Below are 25,120 nucleotides of genomic sequence, written 5' to 3'. Positions count from 1 at the left end.
CCCTACGGATTATGGTTGGGTTGTGTGCCAATTTTACCGTTATTAAATTATCAATAAATTTTACGAATTTATCTCATCAACACGCACCGTTACCGCCAATTTATGTGCGTCCAATTGCTCGGCTTGTGCCATGGTTTCAACGGTGGGGGCAAGTGCCAAAAATCCTGATTTATCAAGCTCTTGCACCGTCATACGCTTATAAAAATCAGCAAGCCCAAGCGATGACTGCGTGCGAGCAAAGCCATAGGTTGGCAAAACATGGTTTGTGCCACTGGCATAGTCGCCCATGCTCTCAGGGCTATATGCTCCCAAAAATACCGACCCTGCGTGCGTGATGTCATCTAGCCACGCCCTAGGGTTTTGGGTGTTGATGATAAGATGTTCTGGGGCGTAAATGTTTGAAATGTCAATACATTGTGCCAAATCGTCCGCGATGATGATACGGCTTTTGGCAAGAGCAAGGCGTGCGGTGTCGGCTCGGGATAATAATGCCAATTGGCGGTCAATCTCGCCTGATACCTTATCGGCAAGGGCTTGGCTTGGCGTTACCAAAATGACTTGGCTGTCCGCTCCGTGTTCGGCTTGGGATAACAGGTCGCTTGCCACAAAGGCAGGATTGGCAAATTCATCGGCAATCACGAGTACTTCGGACGGGCCTGCTGGCATATCAATGGCAACACCGTCTGCTAATACTTGGCGTTTGGCTTCGGTAACATAGGCGTTGCCCGGCCCGAAGATTTTATCCACTTTGGTTACGCTGTCCGTGCCGTACGCCATCGCAAATACCGCCCCTGCTCCGCCAATGGCGTACACCGTATCAATGCCACACAGTTTGGCGGTGTAGAGTGTTTCGTTGCTGATTGGGGCAGGCGAGCAAAGGACGATTTGGCGACACCCTGCGATTTTGGCAGGTATGGCAAGCATCAGCACCGTTGAAAATAGTGGGGCAGTACCCCCTGGTATGTATAATCCCACGCTGTCAATGGGGCGAGTGATGACCTGACAACGCACGCCTGTCATCGTCTGGGTGTCAATGGGGGTGGGGATTTGGGCGGTGTGAAAGGCGTGAATGTTGTTATAAGCGGTTTGTATGGCGGATTTTAGGGTGTCGCTCACCTGCTCGCTTGCCTTGTCAATGTCGGCTTGGGCGACTTGTAGGGCGGTAAGTTCGGTGTTGTCAAAGCGTTTGGCAAAGTCAAATAACGCCTTATCGCCATCGGTGAGCACTGCCTTTTTAATGGCTCGTACTTGCTCGGTTAGGCTGTCTTGGACGGTTTGGGTGGGGCGAGCTAGGGCGTTTTGTTGCTCGCTTGGGTCTAGGCTGTTCCAAAGTAGGGTTTGCATGGCTTGTCTCTTTTGTTTGGGGCTGTTTGGGCGTGGGAAATACGCCTTTTTGTTAATCAATAAATGTTAAATTAAAAATCAATTTTGGTTTAAAAATATGCTATATTATAAAGAAAACCGTTCGTGGTGAGCTATGCCTGCCCATGATGGTTTTCCGCCACCCGCAGGCATAGCTCAGATACCATGATACCCCACCTAAGTCAATGGTTTTTTAAGTATCTGGTATCTAGTATCTTACAAACTAACTTAAAGATACTTGTTGCTCAAAGGATGTTTGGGTTTTGATAACACCAAAACAGATATGTACCAATTTACGCATACAAGCACATAAGGCTTGCATTTTGGTTTTACCGTTTTGTTGTAATCGTTCATAAAATGCCTTAATGGTGCTATTATAACGAATGGCACTCATTGCAGACATATACAGCTTAGCACGCAAAGAGACTTGCCCTTGTTTGGACAGTTTGGTTGCTCCCTTAAAGACACCTGACTGTCTTTGTTTGGGTATTAAGCCTAAAAACGAAGCCATCTGTGAGGCTTTTTTAAATTGTTTGGTATGTATTAAGCATACCACTTCTTTGGCAATAACAGAACCAATACCGTCAATGGTTTCAAGTAAGGTTTTGTCTTGCTTTAAACTTGGGTGTTTGTCAACAAAGTCATCAATGTCTTTGGTGAGTTTGGCAATTTCCTCTTGAAGGACATTGATGACTGTTTGCATGGATGCTTTAACCAAATCGGGCAGATTGGGTGATAAGAGCAACTCTTGTCGGTTTTGCTCTCGTTGCAAATCTTCTTTGAGTGCTTCTAAGCGAGCCAATAGAGCTTTTAGCTGTTTGGCTTCAATGCTAGGTGCTACCCAAACCTCAGGCTTGTGGCTATAACCATACCTTGATAAAATAATGCTGTCTTTTTTATCAGTTTTATGGATTACCCCCAAACTGTCTGCAAATTTGCGGACATAGTTAGGATTGACAATGCTTTGCTTGATATTATTATCATCAAGAAACTCACTTAGGTGTTCATGATAAACCCCTGTTGCTTCTAGGATGATGTGTAGCTCATCAAGATGATTGCTGACATTGGTTTTTAACCAAGCAAGCAGTAAATCAAAGCCTGCTTTGTTGTTGTTAAAAACCTTGGTTTTTACTTTATTTGTGCTTGGGTTTATAAATGCAACATCAAACTTTGCTTTGCTGATGTCTATGCCAATATAGTGTATCATCTGTCTCTTGCCTTGTTTATGCAGTGTCTGTTTTAATAAACGCACTTAGATACCATTCAGAGTTAAGATGACAAGCAAAGGACACCATCTGAGCACCAGTGTTAAGACACTAAGGGCGAACCCGTGTTCTCTTTGCTTGTATAACCCAACAACATTCTAGCAGATAATCTAGGTTTGGTGTTGGGTTGATACAAGGGCGAACGGAAAACCAAAAAACCAAAAAATCAAATCATCATTTTTTCAATCGGCAATACCAAAATAGAGCTGGCACCGACTGTTTTTAGGGCTTCCATCGTCTCCCAAAATAGGGTCTCTTGACTGACGATATGCACCGCCACTTTACCATCATCGCTGGCAAGCGGTAAAATGGTGGGGTTTTCCACGCCGGGTAAGAGCTTGATGATGTCGTCAAGTTTGTCTTTTGGGGCGTGTAGCATGATGTATTTGCTTTCACGAGCCTGTTCCACGCCTGTCATACGAGTGAGTAGTTTGTCCACTAGGGCTTGTTTGTCGGCAGGTAGGGGGTCGCTTTTTTGGATAAGGCAGGCTTTTGAGCGAAAAATCACGTCCACTTCTTTTAGCCCGTTGGCTTCCAAGGTTGCCCCGCTTGACACCAAATCACAAATGGCGGACGCAATCCCTGCACTTGGGGCAACTTCTACCGAGCCTGTGAGCAGGCAGTTTTTGAACGGTACGCCTTGATTGTCCATGTAGCGTTTTAAAAGATTGGGGTAACTTGTGGCGATACGCTGATTGGCAAGACTACTAAGTCCTTGATATTCGGTATCTTTTGGTACGGCAAGCGACAGACGGCATTCGCCAAAGTCTAGGACTTTTAATTTTTTAAAATCCACCGTTTGTCCACGACTGGCACGGTCAAGCTCGCATTCTTCTAGCACGTTTTCGCCCACAAAGCCCAAATCCGCCACGCCATCAAACACCAAAGCAGGAATGTCATCATCTCGCACACGCAACAGCTCAATGGCTTCGTTTTTGGCATAGACGATTAGGCGGTCTTTGTTGTAATGAAACTTGATACCGCACGCCTTTAATAAGTCTTGGCAGTCGGTGCTTAATCTGCCTGATTTTTGAATGGCGATTTTTAGGCGATTCATAATTTTTCCTTTAAGATTAAAAAAGCATGGTAGTAGCTTAAAAAATATACTGAACTGGTTTTCCGTTCGCCCTGAGCTTGTCGAAGGGTGAAAGAAAACCTTTTCATGGTTCGACAAGCTCACCACGAACGGTTTTCTTGTAACATACTTTTGAACCAGAACCAAAACAAAAAACCCTTGAAATTGCTTTCAAGGGTTGATACCGTCTTTTGTGCCATCGCCTTGAAAGTCTTTTTTCTTTCAAGCAAAACCACACGCCCAAAAGAATTTTAGGAGTGATGGTGATGATGACGAGTGGCGATAACAGGGTAATTCATGGTAAATAACATATAAAAAGTTTTGAATACGGACATTATCATAAGGTATTTTTTGCTAAATGGCAAGCGTTATTTTTGCAAAATGTTTGATATTTTTTAAATTGATGATGGGAGTAGCACTTACGATTTATCAAGTCGCAAATCACCATCTTTTATCCACGCCATTTTGATAAAAAACCGATAAATCAGCCAGCACAGTAGTGCAGGCAGGACAAAATGAAACGCCCCAATCAGCACCCAAACATGGGCGGATGTTCCCATGACATCAAGCGTGCCAATCTGCCCGACCAGTCCGCTTGTCCCCATGCCTGCCCCGCTTGGGATGTTTTGCATGCCAAACATGACCGTGGCAAAGGGAGCTAGGATTGCCCCTGTCAAGATGGGCGGTAGCCACAGTTTGGGATTTTTGACGAGATTGGGCAGTTGTATCATGCTTGTCCCCAGACCGCAGGCGAGTGCCGTGCCTATGCCGTTGTCCTTGTGGCTCATGACCGCAAAGCCTATCATTTGGGCGGCACAGCCCACGGTGGCAGCCCCTGCCCCAAGACCGCTTAGTCCCAAACTGATGGCGATGGCGGCACTGGACACAGGTAAGGTTAGTAGCACGCCCATGACGACCGCCACCATCATGCTCATGATGATGGGGCTAAGTCCCATCGCCCATGTGATGACATCAGAGATACCCATGAGAGCAGATGAGATGAGTGGGCTTAGGGTGTGGGCGACGACTGCCCCTGTCAGTAGCGTGGTCAGGGGCGTGACGATGATGTCAAGTGGCGTGGTGCGATGGACGAATTTGCCACACTCTGCCGCTATGATGACAGCGACCAATGCCCCTATCGGGCTTGCCCCCATGAGTCCGACCGTGGTACAAGCAAGCATAACCAAAGGCGGTGCCTTGATGCCATATGCCACGCCCACGCCAATGGCAACGCCCATCATGCTTTGGGCTTGACTGCCGACATCAACAAGCCACGGCATGGACAGCCATGTACCCATGTTTTTTAAAATAAGCCCCAAAATCAGCGTGCCAAACAGCCCTAACGCCATAAAGTTTAGAGCGTCTATGCCATAACGCTGGAATGAAAAAACGATGTTTTGCTTGGCAAGATGAGCAGATAAGCGGTTGTTCATGATGATGGTCTTGTAAAAAATCCCCCAATCGCTTGGGGGATTTTATGGTCATTTGTTAAAAGACAGGCATTATTTGCGGTCTTCCACTTTGACAAAAGCACGGTGTTTTTCACCCACATAACGCTGACGTGGACGACCGATTTTGAATGCTTCTGAGTGCATTTCTGTCCAGTGAGCAATCCAGCCTGCCGTGCGAGCTAGGGCAAAGATAACAGTGAACATAGACGTTGGAATGCCAATCGCTTTTAGGATGATGCCAGAGTAGAAGTCTACGTTTGGATAGAGCTTACGCTCAATGAAGTAGGGGTCGTTTAGTGCGATTTTTTCTAGCTCCATAGCAAGGGCAAGCTTGGGGTCATTTACGCCCAAGGCACCTAACACTTCATCGCAAGTCTCTTTCATGACTTTGGCACGGGGGTCAAAGTTCTTATAGACACGGTGTCCAAAGCCCATGAGCTTGGCTTCTTTGGTCTTAACTTTTTCCATGAATGGAGCAACATTTTCGATAGAGCCAATCTCATCAAGCATGGTCAATACCGCTTCGTTGGCACCACCGTGTGATGGCCCCCATAGGGCAGCGATACCTGCTGCGATACAGGCATAAGGGTTGGCACCTGTTGAGCCTACCAAACGTACGCTTGATGTTGATGCGTTTTGCTCGTGGTCAGCGTGTAGGGTAAAGATTTTGTCCATCGCTTTGACCAATACAGGGTCTGGCTTGTAATCTTTGTCGCCAGGGGTGGCAAACATCATATATAGGAAGTTTTCGGCGTAGCTAAAATCCTTGCGTGGATACATGAACGGCTCGCCAATTGAGTATTTGTAGCTCATGGCAGCAAGCGTTGGGGCTTTTGCAATCAAGTCCACACAAGTGTCATCACGATGTTGTGGGTCTGAGATGTCTAGGTGGTTGTGATAAAACGCTGACAACGCACCGACCACGCCAAGCATAATCGCCATTGGGTGGGCATCACGGCGAAAACCTTCAAAGAATTTACGCAACTGGTCATGTACTGCCATGTGGCTTGTGATGCGTGCGTAGAATTTGTCTTTTTCTTCGGCGTTTGGCAAGTCGCCATAGAGTAGGGCATAGCAGACTTCTAGGTAGTCGGCATTGTCCGCCAAATCGTCAATGGCATAGCCACGGTGCAAAAGCTCGCCTTTGTCGCCGTCAATATAAGTGATTTTGGATTCTACGGGGGCGGTCGCCATGAATCCTGGGTCATATGTCCAAAGACCTGCTTTTGCCACCGCACTTACGTCCAATACAGGGCGACCTAATGTGCTTTCTAGGACTGGCATTTCATATTCCGTGCCGTCCACGACTAATTTCACTTGTTGTGTCATAATAATAACCTTATTTAATGGTGCCTAAATCCTGACCCAAAAGCCTTATCCTGCTTGGTTTGGGCTAATTTGGCATTGTGAATTTGCATGCTGGCAGGTAACCGAGCATGATGTCCTTGGTCTTGTTGGTCGCTGAATTCCTTGCAACGTGCGTCCGTTTGCCAAAGCAAAGGCATGTTGCTCATCATCACCATCAAGTATCATGATGATACAAAAACTTTGCCAAACTTACAAGCCCTAGCACGATAAATTCCTTAAAAAATTGTAATTAATCTCCAAGTCCTTACACTCATTCACTTTTTTGCCTAAGCTTATCTTGTTCCGACCGTCCAAATCGTAAAAACCTTAGCCATCATACGGATTTTTTGACATATTTTGTAACAATATTATCGTCAAAGTGGTTAAAATTTTAGCAAAAAATTTGACGTCGGTTACATAAAAGTTGTAATTTTGTTTGTAAAATTTGTTCAAGCGTTTTATAATTTATCTGTTTAACTTGGCAGGTCATTTTAAAAAACGATAATCAATTTCATTGTCAATAGGGTAACACGACATTTGATAAATTTTGTGATAAGTTTTGTGATAATTTCACAAAAAATTTAACAAAAAGTTTGGTAAAAGCCTGTGAAATTTTACCGATAAATGCTCTCAAATGTGCTGTTTGGACAAGGTTTTTAAAAGATTAAAGATTTTTAATGATTTGTAAAAGTAAAAATAGCGAAGTGTTTAAGCCTGATGGCTTTTGCATGGTTGCTTGGCACGCTGATACTGTGTGATACAAGCGACATTGATTTAACGCTGTGTTCAGACTTCTTATTTTTAAAGACAGCCTGACGGTGTGATTTTTTGCGTTTAAAAATTTAAAATATCTTTCTATATAATATTCATGATGCTCATGCCGACTTATGTAGGGTAACTCATCAGATTTGGCGGATAAAACCAAAACCGATATTTTAAGTTTTTAATTTTACAATTGAAAGGCCGTTTTGTATTTTAATTGTGGCAAAAATCACCCAAAAAGCCAGCTCTCCTTGCCGTCTTGTTCGTTTTGTACGGCTCATTTTGATAAGGACGCCCGCTCGTGAAAGATAACCGACCGATTAACTTACCCCTAAGCCAAGTGATTGCGGTGAACTCAAAGTCCCCAATCGCTATGGCTTCTATTTTGCACCGTGTATCAGGCATTGTGCTGTTTTTGCTTGTGCCTGTCATGCTGTGTATTTTACAGACATCACTGTCATCGCCAGAAGGGTTTGAGACGGTGCTAAATAATATCGCCCTTAGGTTTGTGGCGTGGATTTTTGTGGCGGCGACCGCTTACCATTTTGTCATGGGAGTTAAGCACTTACTTGCTGACCTTGGCATGAACGAAGAGTTCAAATCAGGTAAGACGGCGGCGATTGTGAGCTTTGTTATCGCATTTGTCTTGATTATTGCGTCCTTTGTGTGGGTGATGTTCTAATGAAAAGAAACAATTCAGGCATTAAAAGTGCCACAGGTCTGACAGGTTCAGGCTCTCGTGATTGGGTGCTACAACGTATCAGTGCGGTGGTGCTTGCCCTTTATTCTGTGGTGTTGGTAGGATTTTTCCTATTTAATCAAGTGGATTATCAAGCATGGCATGGCTTTATGATGAGCTTGCCCATGAAGTTATTTAGCCTTGTGGCGATTTTGTCGCTCGTGTTTCACGCATGGGTGGGTATGTGGACGGTATTTACCGACTATGTCAAATCGTCAGGACTGCGTATTGCTCTACAAGGCGTGGTCATCGTTGCCATTTTGGCGTATCTGTTTTGGGGTGTGATGATTTTTTGGTAATTTTCCAAAATCGTCCTTTTTAAATATTCATAGGAAAAATAATTATGGCATTAGCACCAGAAAAACCCATTGAAAATATCCCCACCCTAAACTTTGACGCGGTCATCGTTGGCGGTGGCGGTTCAGGCATGAGAGCGTCTTTACAGCTCGTTGAAGGCGGTATGAAAGTTGCCGTTTTGACCAAAGTATTCCCAACCCGTAGCCACACTGTTGCCGCCCAAGGGGGTATCGGTGCGTCATTGGGTAACATGAGTCCTGACAACTGGCATTTTCACTTTTATGACACCGTTAAAGGCTCTGACTGGCTGGGCGACCAAGACGCCATTGAATATATGTGCCGTGAAGCCCCAAAAGTCGTGTACGAGCTTGAGCATATGGGTATGCCTTTTGACCGTAACGCAGACGGCACGATTTATCAGCGTCCGTTTGGTGGACACTCTGCCGAATACGGAGCAAAACCTGTTCCCCGTGCGTGTGCGGCAGCCGACCGTACAGGACACGCTCTTTTGCACACTCTGTACCAAAAGAACCTAGAAAAAGGCACGCAGTTTTTTGTGGAGTGGATTGCCCTTGACCTTATCAAGGACGCAGACGGCAATATCAATGGCGTGATTGCCCTTGACCAAGAAACAGGCAACATCTCAGTATTCCAAGCTCAGACCACAATCCTAGCAACAGGCGGTGCAGGACGTATTTTCCGTGCCTCAACCAACGCCTACATCAACACAGGGGACGGTCTTGGCATGGCGGTGCGTGCAGGCATTCCTTTGCAAGACATGGAATTTTGGCAATTTCACCCCACAGGCGTGGCAGGAGCGGGCGTGCTTTTGACCGAAGGCTGTCGTGGTGAAGGTGCGATTTTGCGTAACAAGCATGGTGAGCCGTTCATGGAGCGTTATGCACCGACACTAAAAGACTTAGCCCCCCGTGATTTCGTCTCTCGTTCTATGGACCAAGAGATTAAAGAAGGGCGTGGCTGTGGTCCTAATGGCGACTACATTTTGATGGACATGACGCATTTGGGTCTGGACACCTTGATGAAGCGTTTGCCGTCTGTGTTTGAGATTAGCCACAACTTTGCCAACGTGGACATCGCCAAAGAAGCCGTGCCTGTCGTGCCTACCATTCACTATATGATGGGCGGTATCCCAACCAACATTCACGGTCAAGTAACCGTGCCTGTGCTAGACGGTCATGTGGACGAACAAGGTCTATATACCGAAGGTCGTGTGGTTAAAGGCTTGTACGCCATTGGCGAATGTGCGTGTGTGTCAGTACACGGTGCAAACCGTCTAGGCACGAACTCACTGCTTGACCTAGTGGTGTTTGGTCGTGCGGCAGGTCAGCATATCCTAGACGAATTTGCCAAATCAGACCGCAGTTATAAGCCACTTGACCCGCGAGTGCTAGACTTTACCCAATCTCGTCTTGATAAGCTACAAAACTCTACCGAAGGCTACAACGCCCAAGAAGTTGCCGATGAGATTCGTAATACCATGCAGGCTCATGCTGGCGTGTTCCGTACGCAAGCACTCATGGACGAAGGCGTAGAAAAAATCATGGCATTGGCTCCAAAAGTTGCCCAAATCCACCTAAAAGACAAATCAGCCGTCTTTAACACCGCTCGCATTGAGGCACTCGAAGTTGCCAACCTATATGAAGTGGCAAAAGCGACCATGCTATCAGCATCCTTGCGTCATGAATGCCGTGGGGCTCACAGCGTGCTAGACTATGAAAAGCCAGAAGATGACAGCTACGCCCCACTAGGACGTAACGACCATGAGTGGATGAAGCATACGCTATGGTACTCTGAGGATAACCGTGTGATTTATAAGCCTGTACGCAAACAGCCTTTGACTGTGGAGTATTGTGAGCCACGAGTGCGTACGTTCTAATTTTGACAAATTGATAAGTTGGGTGTAAAAGCCCAACTTATACAGATGAATTTGCAAAATGTGTCATTTCAAATTTAAATTAGGTCTTTTTTAACAAAACAGTTAAAAATCCCAAATTCCCAATGGAGAAACCCATGAGTCGAGGCAAACGCATTGTAGAGATTTATCGCTACGACCCAGACAAAGACAAAGCCCCTTATATGCAAACATATGAGATTGAGCTACTAGATACCGACCGTATGTTGCTTGACGTATTATTGCGTCTTAAAAAGATGGACGAAACCTTGACATTCCGCCGTTCATGCCGTGAGGGTATCTGTGGCTCGGACGGTATGAACATCAATGGCAAAAACGGCTTGGCGTGTCTTATCAACATGAACACCTTGCCCGAGAAAATCATCGTTCGTCCCCTACCAGGTTTGCCAGTCATCAAAGACTTGGTGGTGGACATGAACCAATTCTACGCCCAGTACGAGAAAGTTCATCCATTTTTAATCAATTCACAACCCGCTCCGCCAAAAGAGCGTTTGCAGTCGCCAGAAGACCGTGAGAAGATGAACGGACTTTATGAGTGCATCTTGTGTGCGTGCTGTTCGACTTCTTGCCCGTCATTTTGGTGGAACCCAGATAAGTTCTTGGGGCCGTCAGCCCTACTTAACGGCTACCGCTTTATCATCGACAGCCGTGATACCGACACTCAAGCTCGTCTGGCCAGGCTTGATGACCCATTTAGCTTGTTCCGTTGCCGTGGTATCATGAACTGCGTGTCTGTGTGTCCTAAGGGTCTAAACCCCACTAAGGCTATCGGTCATATTCGTAATATGCTACTTGACGCTGGTGGCTAAATTAGTTTGGTGCTTTTTAAAACCGTGCTTATTCAAGTGCGGTTTTTTATTGTAAATTGGGTTTGCTTTTTGTGTTGTGAATGATGTCCAAACCACAAAAGTACCACAAACGCCATTTTGAGCGTGGGTGTGTCATACGCACTTTGTGATTATGAATTGGGGCGATTTTAAATTTATCTGAGTATACGCTTATTTCCTTTGCATTATTTGATGAATAGGTCTACAATGGTTTAAATTTTTTGACTGGTAATTTAATTTTTTGTTTGGCATGGGTTTTTCCAAAAATTAGGTTTTGAAAGATGTTATAAATATTTATATAATTTTTATATATCAGTAGGGAGGCAAATATGAGTGCAATCAAAAGAAAAATCCTATTTTTCTTTATTTTTTTACCTATACCAATCATTTTATCTATAAAGCCCATTATTGCAATTATAGAAGAGGATAGGTATATCTCAATAGACCTTCTTGATGGGTTGTCTTATAATGTCAATAATAAAAAAGGCACAAGTGTCTACGTCAGGGATAATCATGGTAGGGCATATAGTGCAAAATGTGGCGAGTTTGTTGGCACAGAAAATGCCCTTTGCTCTGATAAAAAAATTTTGGCTATGATTTTACTGGTTATGGTGTGAGTATTGTCTCGTTTACAGATAGAAAGAATAATAATATTAATGATGTTATTATCCTTAGAGGTAAGTTTGTCAACCAAACGACCCAAGAAATTATCTATGTTTCTACGCCAAAGAGTGATATAGGTAGAGTGCAAAGTTATTTTGAGAAAACTGGATATACAAAGTGGTTTTTGATTTTAATTATTGTTATTATATACATTGAATTAATTTTTGGTAAAAATAAGGAGCAAGCAAAATGACAGCATTTAATTACGCTAAGTTAAAGTTTGGTGTTACTGCCAATTACTGGGAATAAACTATATGTCAAAAGAACCAGAATACGGCTCAACAGAACATCTTGTGCAGTCTTTTAAAGAGCAAATCATTTTTATTGTTGTGATGGCTTTATTTTTCTCTGCTGTTTATTATTTCTACTTAAAACCCAATGAAACAAAAAAACTCCAATCAGCGTCAAAAGATGAGTGTGGACATCTTATTGAGTTTTATTCCTCCCCTGATTCTGATGACCCTAGAAATAGAAACATTGATTATTTTTCAATTAAAAACAAGCAGGGTGAAGATTTGCATTTTGTGAGAAGTAGAAGATCTGATTTGGGTGCTAAAAATGCCAAACAAGGTGATTTGGTATGTTTAACATACAGCACAGAATATTACGAAGATTTTGGTAAAAAAGTACGAGATAAGAAAATACCTTATCTTATTAAAATTAACTCAGTAGGAGAGTAAATATGAATGCTAAATTAATTGAAAAAGGTTTGTCCTATGGTTCAGCAACAATAGCAGGTGCAGATTCCATTAATGGTGCAAAACAAGAAATTGATAAAGAACCAGAAAGCAGAAATGATTTGAATACCGCTAGCAATTCAGCTCAAACTGTCGCTGCTTTTGGTTCTCTAAATCCAGTTACTGCATTAATGACTGCCCCTATGGCGGCAACAATCACGACTGCAAAGATTATGTCTGACTTAAAAAATGGCAATACTGTATCCACAGGCGATGTCATGGCAGTAACAGGCAATGTGCTAACATTTGTTGGTACTATGGGGTTACTAGCAGGAGCAACAGTAAGTGCACCTGTGGTTGTTGGGATAGGGTTTACAGTTACTGCATTGGGGGCTTTGGCAAACAATAAAGATGTAATTATTGACTTTTATAATGATGTCGCCACAGTGGTTGATCAAAAAGTGAATCACAACTTAAATGAGCTATCAAAATCTGTCGGCAACACCGCCATAAATACCCACAATGCCATCACTAACGGTATCAACAATACCAAAAACACATTTAATGACATCACCTCTGGTAAAGCATTTAGAGATTCCATAGACAAACTCGCCCCCAAAGTTGGCGAGGCTGCCATCAATATGGATAAAGCCATCAATGAGGCAATGGCAAATGGTGCTGAGAAAGTTAATAATGCCATCCAAAAAGCTACCGATGCCTATAAGACCGCCGAACAAAAAATCGCAGATGCCTACAAAACCGCCGAACAAGCCCTTAAAGATGGTGTAAAAAGTGCTGAGGAGGCAGTTAAGGAAGCTACTCAAAAGGCTGAACAAATCGCCAAAGAGTTAGCCAAAGAGGTTTCCGACACTTTCAAAGAAGTCTCCGATAACCTTGCTGATGCTTTTGATAAATATAGACAAGCCGCCGAAGATGCTTTTAATAAATGGAAACAGCAAGCCGAAGACTTTTTTGATGACTTTAAACTTCCCAACCCCTTTGATGACCTCCCTGATGACCTCGCCGAAGCCTTTGCCAAATGGACAGGTATCAACCGCTCAGGGTTTCATTATTTCTATGATCCAATCGTACTCGACTTAGATGGTGATGGCATAGAGACGATTGCTTATGATAAATTAAAGAAAGCTGTTTTTGATCATGACGGTATGGTTACCACACAAAGAGCGTTATTTAATCATAATAACATAAGTATACTTGCAATCAATGAAGAAGAAAGATGGGCGGCTTGATTGTTATAAAAGAAGATAGATGTTATGTTTGTGAGTGAATGGGTGCATAATTTGTTGGTTGTAGGTTTTGGTGGGTTAGGTTTTGATAATAAAACTTAGTGCATTAAGGCTTAACATGTTGGGTGTTGCTATCGCTTTGCCCAACCTACGGACTAAATCATGGGATTTATGATGAGTGATACCAATTATCAAAAATTTTCAGAGCCAGCAGGGTGGCTTGGTTTTATTGGTTATCCAGTGGTTATGTTTGCTTTATTAATGACTAATCATTATGGATATACAGAATTAGGTTTAAGTTCTTACAATAAGTATCATACATCTTTATCAATTGGTTATATGGTATTATTTAATAAGATTGACGGTGATTTCAAAAAAAGAGTGAATAATGAAATAAATATTCAATCTGATGATAAATATGCTTACAAAAATTTATATCCATCATACATGGTCATTTTATATGCATTATATGAGTTTTTAAAATCAACATGTATAACAGCATTATTTTTATCATTTCTGCTGATATATTCAAAATAGATTTTGTGGTTAATCATAGGCGATGGTCAAAAATACAAAAATTTGTTATGGCATATTTTTAAGCGTGATAAAATATTATTAAATATTTTATCATTAAATGATGATAAAATATTAAGGAATTGCTATGACTTTTAAAATAAAATGTATTGTGCTAATATTTTTTTGTATGGCGATATATGGTTTAGGATATTATTATCATATTTTCCCTAGAAAATTTGATGGATTTTTGTCTGATACCATTGCCAGTGAACTCACAAAACACAATCAATTTCATATTGGTGATTATATTGAATATGGTAAAAATGATGTGTTGTGTGTTGTGCCATCTTATCAATCGTTGTCATTTAACGAAATTGTAATTGGTGAGCGTTCGAAAAATTTTATTGAGCAAAGAATTAATGGTTTTTTTGGTAAGAGTGATTCGTATAGGTGGATTATAGTGTTTAATTCACATGATAAGGGAAACCCAAGAATGTATAAAGTTACTGGAAAGGCTGTACCAGATTTTAAAATTTCCCAATGTTATGGTGGTCGTAACATCGTATTTGAAAAAACCAAGCATGAACGTGTTTATATTTACTTTAAAATAAGAGAGGTTTAGTGGGTGTAAAATGTGTTGGTTGTCGGCTTTGGTGGGTTAGGTTTTGATAATAAAACTTAGTGCATTAAGGCTTAACATGTCGGGTGTTGCTGTCGTTCAACCCAACCTACGAGCTGTTCGATAAGGTGGAGTAGCTTTTATCATCATATGCTTGCTATTTATTCAAATATTCTATACAAACAATAAACGGTACTTTTGTAAACAAATATTCTAATGATAAATTTTTTGATTAAAAGCTATAAAAACCTAAACTCATTCAATCGATTTTCATTCTGGCTGTGTTTGGTTTTTGCTATATGTATGACAATCTTTTTATTGTTGATATGTGAGGGTTGGCACATTCCTACTGATGATGAGATACACTATACTAAGGGTAAGATGTTTGTGGTTACTGAGCATTTTCAGACACAACGAGGTCGCAGTAGTGTTAAACACATACAAATGCATACTGATGATGGTCAGACCATGTATTTTAAATGTGGCTATTCTGCTTATGATTATATAGAGTATAGTGGTTGTTGGGCTGATCCTGATTTAATTAAATCAGCTTATGGCAGTATTGGGCATAACGACTCTGCCAGAAATAACATTCGCTTGGTGCATGGCAAATACGGAGAGATAGGTTGGTACACCCAGAAACCACTACTGTGGTTAAACAACCCATACCCTCAGCTAATCTCCTTAACCATCTGGCAAGATGGTAAACTTATCCCTATAAGAAACAAAGAAGTAACCATTCAAAGCATGCAGAGTCATCCTAGTGAAGTCTCTTTTTTTATTCTTGGAGTTTGGGTAATATTTTCTTTGATGTTTTTGTTTGGTTATAAATATATTGGCTCTCAACCACACTTTAATGAGGAATAAATAATGGCAACTCTACCTAAGATTTCAAAATTGATTTAATTTTTAGCAAAGATAAGGAGCAAGCAAAATGACAGCATTTAATTACGCTAAGTTAAAGTTTGGTGTTACTGCCAATTATTGGGAATAAACTATATGTCAAAAGAACCAGAATACGGCTCAACAGAACATCTTGTGCGGTCTTTTAAAGAGCAAATCATTTTTATTGTTGTGATGGCTTTATTTTTCTCTGCTGTTTATTATTTCTACTTAAAACCCAATGAAACAAAAAAACTCCAATCAGCGTCAAAAGATGAGTGTGGACATTTGATTGATTTGTATTCCTCCCCTGATTCTGATGACCCTAGAAATAGAAACATTGATTATTTTTCAATTAAAAATAATCATGGTAAGGAGTTGCATTTTGTCAGAAATGCAAATCTTGCAAAATCAAAATCTGATCTCTATCAAGAAAATAAAAAAATGTTAAAAAATGCCAAACAAGGTGATTTGGTATGTTTAACATACAGCACAGAATATTACGAAGATTTTGGTAAAAAAGTACGAGATAAGAAAATACCTTATCTTATTAAAATTAACTCAGTAGGAGAATAGTCATGGTTGTTAAACTACTTGAAAAAGGTTCAGTCGCAATAGTGAGTGCAGATTCTGCTAGTGGTATAGCAAAAGATCCAAACAATCAAATGAATACCGTTAGCAATTCAGCTCAAACTGTCGCTGCTTTTGGTTCTCTAAATCCAGTTACTGCATTAATGACTGCCCCTATGGCGGCAACAATCACGACTGCAAAGATTATGTCTGACTTAAAAAATGGCAATACTGTATCCACAGGCGATGTCATGGCAGTAACAGGCAATGTGCTAACATTTGTTGGTACTATGGGGTTACTAGCAGGAGCAACAGTAAGTGCACCTGTGGTTGTTGGGATAGGGTTTACAGTTACTGCATTGGGGGCTTTGGCAAACAATAAAGATGTAATTATTGACTTTTATAATGATGTCGCCACAGTGGTTGATCAAAAAGTGAATCACAACTTAAATGAGCTATCAAAATCTGTCGGCAACACCGCCATAAATACCCACAATGCCATCACTAACGGTATCAACAATACCAAAAACACATTTAATGACATCACCTCTGGTAAAGCATTTAGAGATTCCATAGACAAACTCGCCCCCAAAGTTGGCGAGGCTGCCATCAATATGGATAAAGCCATCAATGAGGCAATGGCAAATGGTGCTGAGAAAGTTAATAATGCCATCCAAAAAGCTACCGATGCCTATAAGACCGCCGAACAAAAAATCGCAGATGCCTACAAAACCGCCGAACAAGCCCTTAAAGATGGTGTAAAAAGTGCTGAGGAGGCAGTTAAGGAAGCTACTCAAAAGGCTGAACAAATCGCCAAAGAGTTAGCCAAAGAGGTTTCCGACACTTTCAAAGAAGTCTCCGATAACCTTGCTGATGCTTTTGATAAATATAGACAAGCCGCCGAAGATGCTTTTAATAAATGGAAACAGCAAGCCGAAGACTTTTTTGATGACTTTAAACTTCCCAACCCCTTTGATGACCTCCCTGATGACCTCGCCGAAGCCTTTGCCAAATGGACAGGTATCAACCGCTCAGGGTTTCATTATTTCTATGATCCCATTGTACTCGACTTAGATGGTGATGGTGTGATTACCACACAAAGAGCATTATTTAATCATAATAATATAAGTATACTTGCAATCAATGAAGAAGAAAGATGGGCGGCTTGATTGTTATAAAAGAAGATAGATGTTATGTTTGTGAGTGAATGAATGGGTGCATAATTTGTTGGTTTTGGTGGACTAGGTCTTGATAATAAAACTTAGTGTATTAAGGCTTAAAATGTTGGGTTTCACTGTCGTTCAACCCAACCTACGAGCTGTTTGATAGGGTGAAGTAGCTTTTATCATCATATGCTTGCTATTTATTCAAATATTTTATACAATAAACGGTACTTTTGTAAACAAATATTCTAATGATAAATTTTTTGATTAAAAGCTATAAAAACCTAAACTCATTCAATCGATTTTCATTCTGGCTGTGTTTGGGTTTTGCTATATGTATGACAATCTTTTTATTGTTGATATGTAAGGGTTGGCACATTCCTACTGATGATGAGATACACTATACTAAGGGTAAGATGTTTGTGGTTACTGAGCATTTTCAGACACAACGAGGTCGCAGTAGTGTTAAACACATACAAATGCATACTGATGATGGTCGGACCATGTATTTTAAATGTGGCTATTCTGCTTATGATTATATAGAGTATAGTGGTTGTTGGGTTAATCCTGAATTGCTTGAAACCGTGTATGGTGATATTCGCTTGGTGCATGGCAAATACGGAGAGATAGGTTGGTACACCCAGAAACCACTACTGTGGTTAAACAACCCATACCCTCAGCTAATCTCCTTAACCATCTGGCAAGATGGTAAACTTATCCCTATAAGAAGTAAAGAAGTAAGCATTAAAAGAATGCGAGTTGACCACAAAGGTATTCCCCTTTTCATATTTGGAACTTGGGCGATGTTTTCTTTGATGTTTTTGTTTGGTTATAAATATATTGGCTCTCAACCACACTTTAATGAGGAATAAATAATGGCAACCCTACCTAAGATTTCAAAAGAAAATGCCGATGCGGTATCAGGAGCGGTTACTGTCATGGCTAATGGTACTAATGGGCTTAATAACGCTGGTAATACTGGCTCATTTGTACCAAATCCGACTGTTTCTACTGGAACTGATGTTGTTATTGGTACAGGTCAGCTGGCGGTCGGTGCGGTGCAGACAGCAGATATGGTGGCTACACTGCCGGGAAAAGAAAACGGATTTTTAGCCACAAAGACAGCGAGAAAATTGGGCTGGACTGGTTTTGGGTTTAATTTGGCGGGAACCGTAAAAGATGGTATTGATATTTCTGGAGAATTAAAGGCTAACAGAGGCGACTGGTCGCAAGTTAAAGCCAAAGAAGTGTTAAGTTTATTATCTAATCTAACAGGGACGGTTTCAAGTTCTGCCTCTATTGCGGCAATGGGCGGTGCAGCTGCTACTGCGACAGGGGTTGGGGCTCCTGTTGGTGCACCAGTGGCGGGCTTATCAACAGTAGTGGCGGTGGGTGCAGGTTCAATGAGTGTTGGTTTGGGGGTCGCTGCTAATTCGGTTGATGAAAATTTGACCATTGGACAACTGTTGGACAATATGGGGAGCTATATCTCTGATTCTAGGTTGGGTAAATTTGTTTCCGAAGCTATTGATGAGGCTAGAAAGAGCGAAAACCACAGCCCAACCAAATTACTTGAAAAACTGCTAACACCAATCATGGAGTTTGGTATTAATCTTTCAAAAGAAGGTGATGAGCTTAGCAAAGAAATGGAGGATCTGGCGGAAAAAATCAAGGATACTTTAAAAGACATTTTGGATAAGATTGCTGATCTCAATCTCCCCAACCCCTTTGATGACCTCCCTGATGACCTTGCCGAAGCCTTTGCCAAATGGGCAGGTATCAACCGCTCAGGGTTTCATTATTTCTATGACCCACTTACCTTGGACTTAAATGGTAATGGTCTGATTGACATCTTAGGGATAGATGGTTATAAAAGGGCGTTATTTATTCATGATAATCTCAACATACCTGCAATCAATGAAGAAGAAAGATGGGTAGCTTGATTGTTATAAAATAATTCGCTCTACAGTTAAGAAAACCCATACATAGAGAGCAAATGTTGTGTTTGTGAATGAATGGGTTTATAATCAGTTGGTTGTGGGCTTTGGTGGGCTAGGTTTTGACAATAAAGCTTAGTGTATTAAGGCTTAAAATGTTGGTGTTGCTATTGCTTTATCTAGGCTGTGGACTAATTTTTGGAAAATTCATTTGGAGAAAACATGATGAAAGATAACATAGATATAGAAAAAATTGATAGATATTTAATGCTACTTCGTTATTTTGGCATTGTTGTCATCATTTCTAGTTTTTTATTAACATGTTATTATTATCTTAAAGTAGATTTTGATTACATGATGAAAAAAAGTGAAGCTCATTTAATCTTTGGGTTTGTTTATTTTAACGGCTTTAAAGGTTATATAAAAAAATGGCAGAAAGATTTTGGTGAAAATGATTATTTTAGCTCTCAGATGGAAAAAACCAAAAAGCTATTTAATGTCTTTGCCATTTTGTATCCACTAATACTGGTTACTGTGATAATAGTTAATGATTTTTTTAGATAGAGGGATTACTATGAGTATTATAAACACTGGCTCTGTCGTATCGGGAGCTGCTGGAACCTACGATAATGTTGCATCATCGAAAGAGTCTGGAACAAGTATCGGTACATTAAATAGTGTGGCTCAGATACTCGCTGGAACCATGTCTGTATCTCCCCCAGGGGCTTTTGCCTTTTCTCCAATGGCGGCAGTTATTACAACGGCAAAGATTAATGATGACATTAAAAATGGCAAACCTATAAACCCAGCAGATATATTGGCAATCACAGGAAATATACTCGCTGTAATTGGAGGTGTTGCCGTTCTTGCAAACCCAGCAACCTTGGGGGTTGCCACATTGATAAGTCTTACCGTTACCGGCACTGCCATTGCTACAAGCAGGGGTGCAATTACATTGCCCGATTTAGATGATGTGCAAAAGCTAGCTAACTCTATAAATGGAATGACATCCGGTCTAGCAGACCAAATTGCTAATAATGTTGGCGAAACTGCCATTAACACCCACAACGCCATCACCAATGGCATAAATAACACCAAAAACACTTTAAATGACATCGCCTCTGGCAAAGCATTTAGAGATTCTATGGATAAACTCGCCCCCAAAGTTGGCGAGGCTGCCATCAATATGGATAAAGCCATCAATGAGGCAATGGCAAATGGTGCTGAGAAAGTTAATAATGCCATCCAAAAAGCTACCGATGCCTATAAGACCGCCGAACAAAAAATCGCAGATGCCTACAAAACCGCCGAACAAGCCCTTAAAGATGGTGTAAAAAGTGCTGAGGAGGCAGTTAAGGAAGCTACTCAAAAGGCTGAACAAATCGCCAAAGAGTTAGCCAAAGAGGTTTCCGACACTTTCAAAGAAGTCTCCGATAACCTTGCTGATGCTTTTGATAAATATAGACAAGCCGCCGAAGATGCTTTTAATAAATGGAAACAGCAAGCCGAAGACTTTTTTGATGACTTTAAACTTCCCAACCCCTTTGATGACCTCCCTGATGACCTCGCCGAAGCCTTTGCCAAATGGACAGGTATCAACCGCTCAGGGTTTCATTATTTCTATGATCCAATCGTACTCGACTTAGATGGTGATGGCATAGAGACGATTGCTTATGATAAATTAAAGAAAGCTGTTTTTGATCATGACGGTGATGGCATTGCTCATGCGACAGGCTGGGTGAAAAAAGATGATGGTATCCTTGTATTAGACCGCAATGGCGATGGTGTTATTAATGATGGGCGAGAGGTGTTTGGTGACAGCACGATTTTGAGCACAGGTGAGACCGCCAAGCACGGCTATGAGGCACTTGCCGACCTAGACAGCGATGGTAATGGCAAGATTAATGCCGATGATACCAAGTTTGATGAGCTTAGAGTATGGCGTGATTTGGACAGTGATGGCGTGAGTGATGTTGGGGAGTTATTTGGACTTCATGAGCTTGGCATTGGTGCCTTAAACCTTGATTATCAAGATGTAGACAAAAACCTGACAGGAGGCAATAAACTGACTCAGCTTGGCAGTTATGAGAAACATGATGGCAAAACAGGTGTCATGGGCGATGTGAATTTTAACTTTCATGGTGTGTACACCAAACATCTCGATGGTGTAAAAAATACAGATGACAGATTGCCAAATCTACAAGGCTCTGGGCGTGTCAGAAGTCTAAGCGAGGCAATGACACTATCTTCTGAGCTTAGAAATATCGTCGTCAATTACCTAAATGCCAAAAGCAAAGATGAACAGCTGTCAATGATGGACGGCTTGCTCAAAGCGTGGGCAAAAACCGATCCTGATTATCAAGATTATGAAAAGCCGATTTTCTTGTCGATAAGAAGCTCTAGTTCCCAAAAAGGTGCGGTGGGCATTGCAGGCAGTGGCGGTGCTACAATAATTGATACAATGGGCATGGCAGAGTTTGATAAAATCAAATATAAAATTGGTGTTATCGATAGTTTCATGAGCACAAAAACAGATAACATGTTTTATGCTAACGTCAAAGACTTTGAAAAAACAACCAAAATTATCAATGATACTTATGATAGGCTGATTAAGTCTGTTTATAGTGGACTCTATCCGCAAACTGTTCAGAATCGTTATGGCGATTTGATAGATATTGTGGTGGATGTCAAAGATGGTAATCTTCTGTTTGGTTTGGACATTAACCGACTGGTGAGCGACTTTAAGGCAAGGTTAGATGTAGGTGGTCAAACCGCAATGTCTGCCTTTGGCGATATCATGGAGTATTTTGCTTATCTTCAAGTGCAAACACAACCTAACATTGTTGGTAGAGATAAGTTGGTTAATTTGATAGAGCATGTTGTATCTAGCATGCCAAAACATGAATTGGATGGTTGGATAAATGGTATTGATTTTAAGATTGATAGAGAATTACCAATTAAGATGGGCGATGCACAAGATAATCATTTAAATGGCGGTGCTGTGTTTGCAGGTGCTGGTAATGATCGGTTGACTGGAACTAAAAATTCTGACCTCCTATTTGGTCAAGATGGTAACGACACCCTAAATGGCGGTAACGGCGATGACATCTTAAATGGTGGTGCTGGCGATGATTATTTAAGCAATTCAGGTCATAAAAATGGCAATGACACTTACATCTTTAGTGGTGATTACGGCAATGATGTGATTTATGAATATGATTGGAATACTGAGAATCGCCATCAAGACACCATCCGTTTTACAGATGTTAATCTGTCTGCAGTTCAAGTCTTGTTAAAAGGTCAAGATTTAATCCTTAAAACATCAGACTCAAATAGTGTTACCATTCAAAACTTCGAGTACGGTGACTCTTATCATATTGAAAACTTCGAATTTGCTGACCAAACAGTCAGTCTTGCCGAACTGATGGCAACAAAAGTTGCCACCTATCACGGCACAGATAATAACGATAATCATAATATAGCGCAATGGAAATCTCAGAGCATCGCCCATCTGGGTGCTGGCAACGACGTTTTCAACGCTACTGGCGGCAAAACTGAAGTCTATGGGCAAGATGGCAATGATCGTGTTACGACAGGTGCTGGCAACGATGTTTTAGATGGCGGTAATGGCAGTGACACCCTAAATGGCGGTAACGGCGATGACATCTTAAATGGTGGTGCTGGCGATGATTATTTAAGCAATTCAGGTCATAAAAATGGCAATGACACTTACATCTTTAGTGGTGATTACGGCAATGATGTGATTTATGAATATGATTGGAATACTGAGAATCGCCATCAAGACACCATCCGTTTTACAGATGTTAATCTGTCTGCAGTTCAAGTCTTGTTAAAAGGTCAAGATTTAATCCTTAAAACATCAGACTCAAATAGTGTTACCATTCAAAACTTCGAGTACGGTGACTCTTATCATATTGAAAACTTCGAATTTGCTGACCAAACAGTCAGTCTTGCCGAACTGATGGCAACAAAAGTTGCCACCTATCACGGCACAGATAATAACGATAATCATAATATAGCGCAATGGAAATCTCAGAGCATCGCCCATCTGGGTGCTGGCAACGACGTTTTCAACGCTACTGGCGGCAAAACTGAAGTCTATGGGCAAGATGGCAATGATCGTGTTACGACAGGTGCTGGCAACGATGTTTTAGATGGCGGTAATGGCAGTGACACCCTAAATGGCGGTAACGGCGATGACATCTTAAATGGTGGTGCTGGCGATGATTATTTAAGCAATTCAGGTCATAAAAATGGCAATGACACTTACATCTTTAGTGGTGATTACGGCAATGATGTGATTTATGAATATGATTGGAATACTGAGAATCGCCATCAAGACACCATCCGTTTTACAGATGTTAATCTGTCTGCAGTTCAAGTCTTGTTAAAAGGTCAAGATTTAATCCTTAAAACATCAGACTCAAATAGTGTTACCATTCAAAACTTCGAGTACGGTGACTCTTATCATATTGAAAACTTCGAATTTGCTGACCAAACAGTCAGTCTTGCCGAACTGATGGCAACAAAAGTTGCCACCTATCACGGCACAGATAATAACGATAATCATAATATAGCGCAATGGAAATCTCAGAGCATCGCCCATCTGGGTGCTGGCAACGACGTTTTCAACGCTACTGGCGGCAAAACTGAAGTCTATGGGCAAGATGGCAATGATCGTGTTACGACAGGTGCTGGCAACGATGTTTTAGATGGCGGTAATGGCAGTGACACCCTAAATGGCGGTAACGGCGATGACATCTTAAATGGTGGTGCTGGCGATGATTATTTAAGCAATTCAGGTCATAAAAATGGCAATGACACTTACATCTTTAGTGGTGATTACGGCAATGATGTGATTTATGAATATGATTGGAATACTGAGAATCGCCATCAAGACACCATCCGTTTTACAGATGTTAATCTGTCTGCAGTTCAAGTCTTGTTAAAAGGTCAAGATTTAATCCTTAAAACATCAGACTCAAATAGTGTTACCATTCAAAACTTCGAGTACGGTGACTCTTATCATATTGAAAACTTCGAATTTGCTGACCAAACAGTCAGTCTTGCCGAACTGATGGCAACAAAAGTTGCCACCTATCACGGCACAGATAATAACGATAATCATAATATAGCGCAATGGAAATCTCAGAGCATCGCCCATCTGGGTGCTGGCAACGACGTTTTCAACGCTACTGGCGGCAAAACTGAAGTCTATGGGCAAGATGGCAATGATCGTGTTACGACAGGTGCTGGCAACGATGTTTTAGATGGCGGTAATGGCAGTGACACCCTAAATGGCGGTAACGGCGATGACCTCCTATTTGGTCAAGATGGTAACGACACCCTAAATGGCGGTAACGGCGATGACATCTTAAATGGTGGTGCTGGCGATGATTATTTGCAAGGAGGTGCAGGAGCGGACACTTTTGTGTTCTCTTTGGATGTGGGTTTGGTGGTAGATGTTAGCCAGATTGGATTTGATAAAATTGCTGATTTTGATCTAAAGCAAGGAGATAAGATTGATCTAACAGGACTTTTTGCTGACAAATCAATCATGGACAATTTTGGTGATTATATTCATTTTGAGAAATCAGGTACCAAAAATATTACGATGATGATTGATATTGATGGTAAGGATGAGATGTTTGAAAAAATAGCAATCGCTGATATATATTCAAATAACATCGATGGTGTGTTGAACCAACTCAATCAGGGTGAAGGTTTGATTTTGTAAAGTAATCATAAAAATAAGGCATCATCTGAA

The 25,120-nt window shown here is 41.3% G+C and carries 23 protein-coding genes and 1 other annotated feature; of the genes, 17 read left to right on the top strand and 6 right to left on the bottom strand.

All coding sequences use genetic code 11. From position 1 onward, the window contains the following. Window positions 1–60: 60 nt before the first annotated feature. The 6 genes from hisD to AAHK14_RS04070 form a co-directional block, all read right to left on the bottom strand. Window positions 61–1,344: a histidinol dehydrogenase gene (gene hisD, locus AAHK14_RS04095; RefSeq protein WP_065256947.1), complete on the bottom strand. Its 1,284-nt coding sequence runs from the start codon at window positions 1,342–1,344 to the stop codon at window positions 61–63. A 241-nt stretch (window positions 1,345–1,585) separates the two neighbouring features. After that, window positions 1,586–2,614, bottom strand: a complete 1,029-nt coding sequence (locus tag AAHK14_RS04090; RefSeq protein WP_346818200.1) for an IS110 family transposase — start codon at window positions 2,612–2,614, stop codon at window positions 1,586–1,588. Between the two features lie 179 nt (window positions 2,615–2,793). After that, window positions 2,794–3,684, bottom strand: a complete 891-nt coding sequence (hisG, locus tag AAHK14_RS04085; RefSeq protein WP_194092750.1) for an ATP phosphoribosyltransferase — start codon at window positions 3,682–3,684, stop codon at window positions 2,794–2,796. Between the two features lie 165 nt (window positions 3,685–3,849). After that, window positions 3,850–3,972 (bottom strand) — a sequence feature (His leader region). Window positions 3,973–4,121: 149 nt separating this feature from the next. Continuing rightward, on the bottom strand, window positions 4,122–5,135 hold the full coding sequence (locus AAHK14_RS04080; protein WP_194092751.1) for a PTS sugar transporter subunit IIC: 1,014 nt from the start codon (window positions 5,133–5,135) through the stop codon (window positions 4,122–4,124). A 69-nt stretch (window positions 5,136–5,204) separates the two neighbouring features. Then, the gene (gltA, locus tag AAHK14_RS04075) at window positions 5,205–6,482 is read right to left on the bottom strand and encodes a citrate synthase (protein WP_065256941.1); all 1,278 of its coding nucleotides are present in this window, start codon (window positions 6,480–6,482) and stop codon (window positions 5,205–5,207) included. A 14-nt stretch (window positions 6,483–6,496) separates the two neighbouring features. Beyond that, window positions 6,497–6,667, bottom strand: coding sequence for a hypothetical protein (locus AAHK14_RS04070; RefSeq protein WP_156065264.1), 171 nt, complete (start codon window positions 6,665–6,667; stop codon window positions 6,497–6,499). Window positions 6,668–7,563: 896 nt separating this feature from the next. On the opposite strand from AAHK14_RS04070, the gene sdhC reads away from it, so the two are divergent. The 17 genes from sdhC to AAHK14_RS03985 all read left to right on the top strand — a co-directional run bounded on the left by sdhC (window position 7,564) and on the right by AAHK14_RS03985 (window position 25,090). Continuing rightward, window positions 7,564–7,944: a succinate dehydrogenase, cytochrome b556 subunit gene (gene sdhC, locus AAHK14_RS04065; protein ID WP_029103420.1), complete on the top strand. Its 381-nt coding sequence runs from the start codon at window positions 7,564–7,566 to the stop codon at window positions 7,942–7,944. Beyond that, window positions 7,944–8,300: a succinate dehydrogenase, hydrophobic membrane anchor protein gene (gene sdhD / locus AAHK14_RS04060; RefSeq protein WP_029103419.1), complete on the top strand. Its 357-nt coding sequence runs from the start codon at window positions 7,944–7,946 to the stop codon at window positions 8,298–8,300. Before sdhC ends, sdhD begins: the two co-directional genes overlap by 1 nt. Window positions 8,301–8,341: 41 nt before the next feature. Continuing rightward, entirely contained in the window at window positions 8,342–10,195 is a 1,854-nt protein-coding gene (sdhA, locus tag AAHK14_RS04055) for a succinate dehydrogenase flavoprotein subunit (RefSeq protein WP_156065261.1), read from the top strand. A gap of 134 nt (window positions 10,196–10,329) precedes the next feature. After that, complete coding sequence (locus AAHK14_RS04050) at window positions 10,330–11,040, top strand: succinate dehydrogenase iron-sulfur subunit (RefSeq protein ID WP_029103417.1); 711 nt, start codon at window positions 10,330–10,332, stop codon at window positions 11,038–11,040. 347 nt (window positions 11,041–11,387) lie between these two features. Beyond that, window positions 11,388–11,675, top strand: coding sequence for a hypothetical protein (locus AAHK14_RS04045; protein ID WP_065256939.1), 288 nt, complete (start codon window positions 11,388–11,390; stop codon window positions 11,673–11,675). Then, window positions 11,672–11,914 (top strand): hypothetical protein, encoded by a 243-nt coding sequence (locus AAHK14_RS04040; RefSeq protein WP_065256938.1) that lies wholly within the window; start codon window positions 11,672–11,674, stop codon window positions 11,912–11,914. Before AAHK14_RS04045 ends, AAHK14_RS04040 begins: the two co-directional genes overlap by 4 nt. A 61-nt stretch (window positions 11,915–11,975) precedes the next feature. Then, entirely contained in the window at window positions 11,976–12,401 is a 426-nt protein-coding gene (locus tag AAHK14_RS04035; protein ID WP_065256937.1) for a hypothetical protein, read from the top strand. A 2-nt stretch (window positions 12,402–12,403) separates the two neighbouring features. After that, a complete protein-coding gene (locus AAHK14_RS04030) occupies window positions 12,404–13,648 on the top strand; it encodes a hypothetical protein (RefSeq protein ID WP_346818227.1) in 1,245 nt (414 codons plus the stop codon). A 171-nt stretch (window positions 13,649–13,819) separates the two neighbouring features. Next, window positions 13,820–14,182 (top strand): hypothetical protein, encoded by a 363-nt coding sequence (locus AAHK14_RS04025; RefSeq protein WP_065256978.1) that lies wholly within the window; start codon window positions 13,820–13,822, stop codon window positions 14,180–14,182. A gap of 124 nt (window positions 14,183–14,306) precedes the next feature. Further along, window positions 14,307–14,783 carry a hypothetical protein gene (locus AAHK14_RS04020; RefSeq protein ID WP_065256979.1) on the top strand — a complete coding sequence of 159 codons (477 nt, stop codon included), beginning with the start codon at window positions 14,307–14,309 and terminating at the stop codon, window positions 14,781–14,783. A 300-nt stretch (window positions 14,784–15,083) separates the two neighbouring features. Further along, window positions 15,084–15,647, top strand: a complete 564-nt coding sequence (locus AAHK14_RS04015) for a hypothetical protein (protein ID WP_065256980.1) — start codon at window positions 15,084–15,086, stop codon at window positions 15,645–15,647. Between the two features lie 132 nt (window positions 15,648–15,779). Beyond that, window positions 15,780–16,238 (top strand): hypothetical protein, encoded by a 459-nt coding sequence (locus tag AAHK14_RS04010; RefSeq protein WP_065256981.1) that lies wholly within the window; start codon window positions 15,780–15,782, stop codon window positions 16,236–16,238. A 2-nt stretch (window positions 16,239–16,240) separates the two neighbouring features. Then, window positions 16,241–17,401 (top strand): hypothetical protein, encoded by a 1,161-nt coding sequence (locus AAHK14_RS04005; protein WP_346818226.1) that lies wholly within the window; start codon window positions 16,241–16,243, stop codon window positions 17,399–17,401. A gap of 332 nt (window positions 17,402–17,733) precedes the next feature. After that, window positions 17,734–18,267, top strand: a complete 534-nt coding sequence (locus AAHK14_RS04000; RefSeq protein ID WP_281133759.1) for a hypothetical protein — start codon at window positions 17,734–17,736, stop codon at window positions 18,265–18,267. A gap of 3 nt (window positions 18,268–18,270) precedes the next feature. Beyond that, a complete protein-coding gene (locus AAHK14_RS03995; RefSeq protein ID WP_194092769.1) occupies window positions 18,271–19,338 on the top strand; it encodes a hypothetical protein in 1,068 nt (355 codons plus the stop codon). Between the two features lie 216 nt (window positions 19,339–19,554). Then, the gene (locus AAHK14_RS03990) at window positions 19,555–19,896 is read left to right on the top strand and encodes a hypothetical protein (RefSeq protein WP_194092768.1); all 342 of its coding nucleotides are present in this window, start codon (window positions 19,555–19,557) and stop codon (window positions 19,894–19,896) included. Further along, window positions 19,880–25,090, top strand: coding sequence for a calcium-binding protein (locus tag AAHK14_RS03985; protein WP_346818225.1), 5,211 nt, complete (start codon window positions 19,880–19,882; stop codon window positions 25,088–25,090). Before AAHK14_RS03990 ends, AAHK14_RS03985 begins: the two co-directional genes overlap by 17 nt. The last annotated feature ends 30 nt before the right edge of the window (window positions 25,091–25,120 follow it).

The organism is Moraxella sp. K1664 (genome assembly GCF_039693965.1).
Taxonomy (GTDB): Bacteria; Pseudomonadota; Gammaproteobacteria; order Pseudomonadales; family Moraxellaceae; genus Moraxella.
This window is presented reverse-complemented; position numbering and strand designations above follow the sequence as displayed.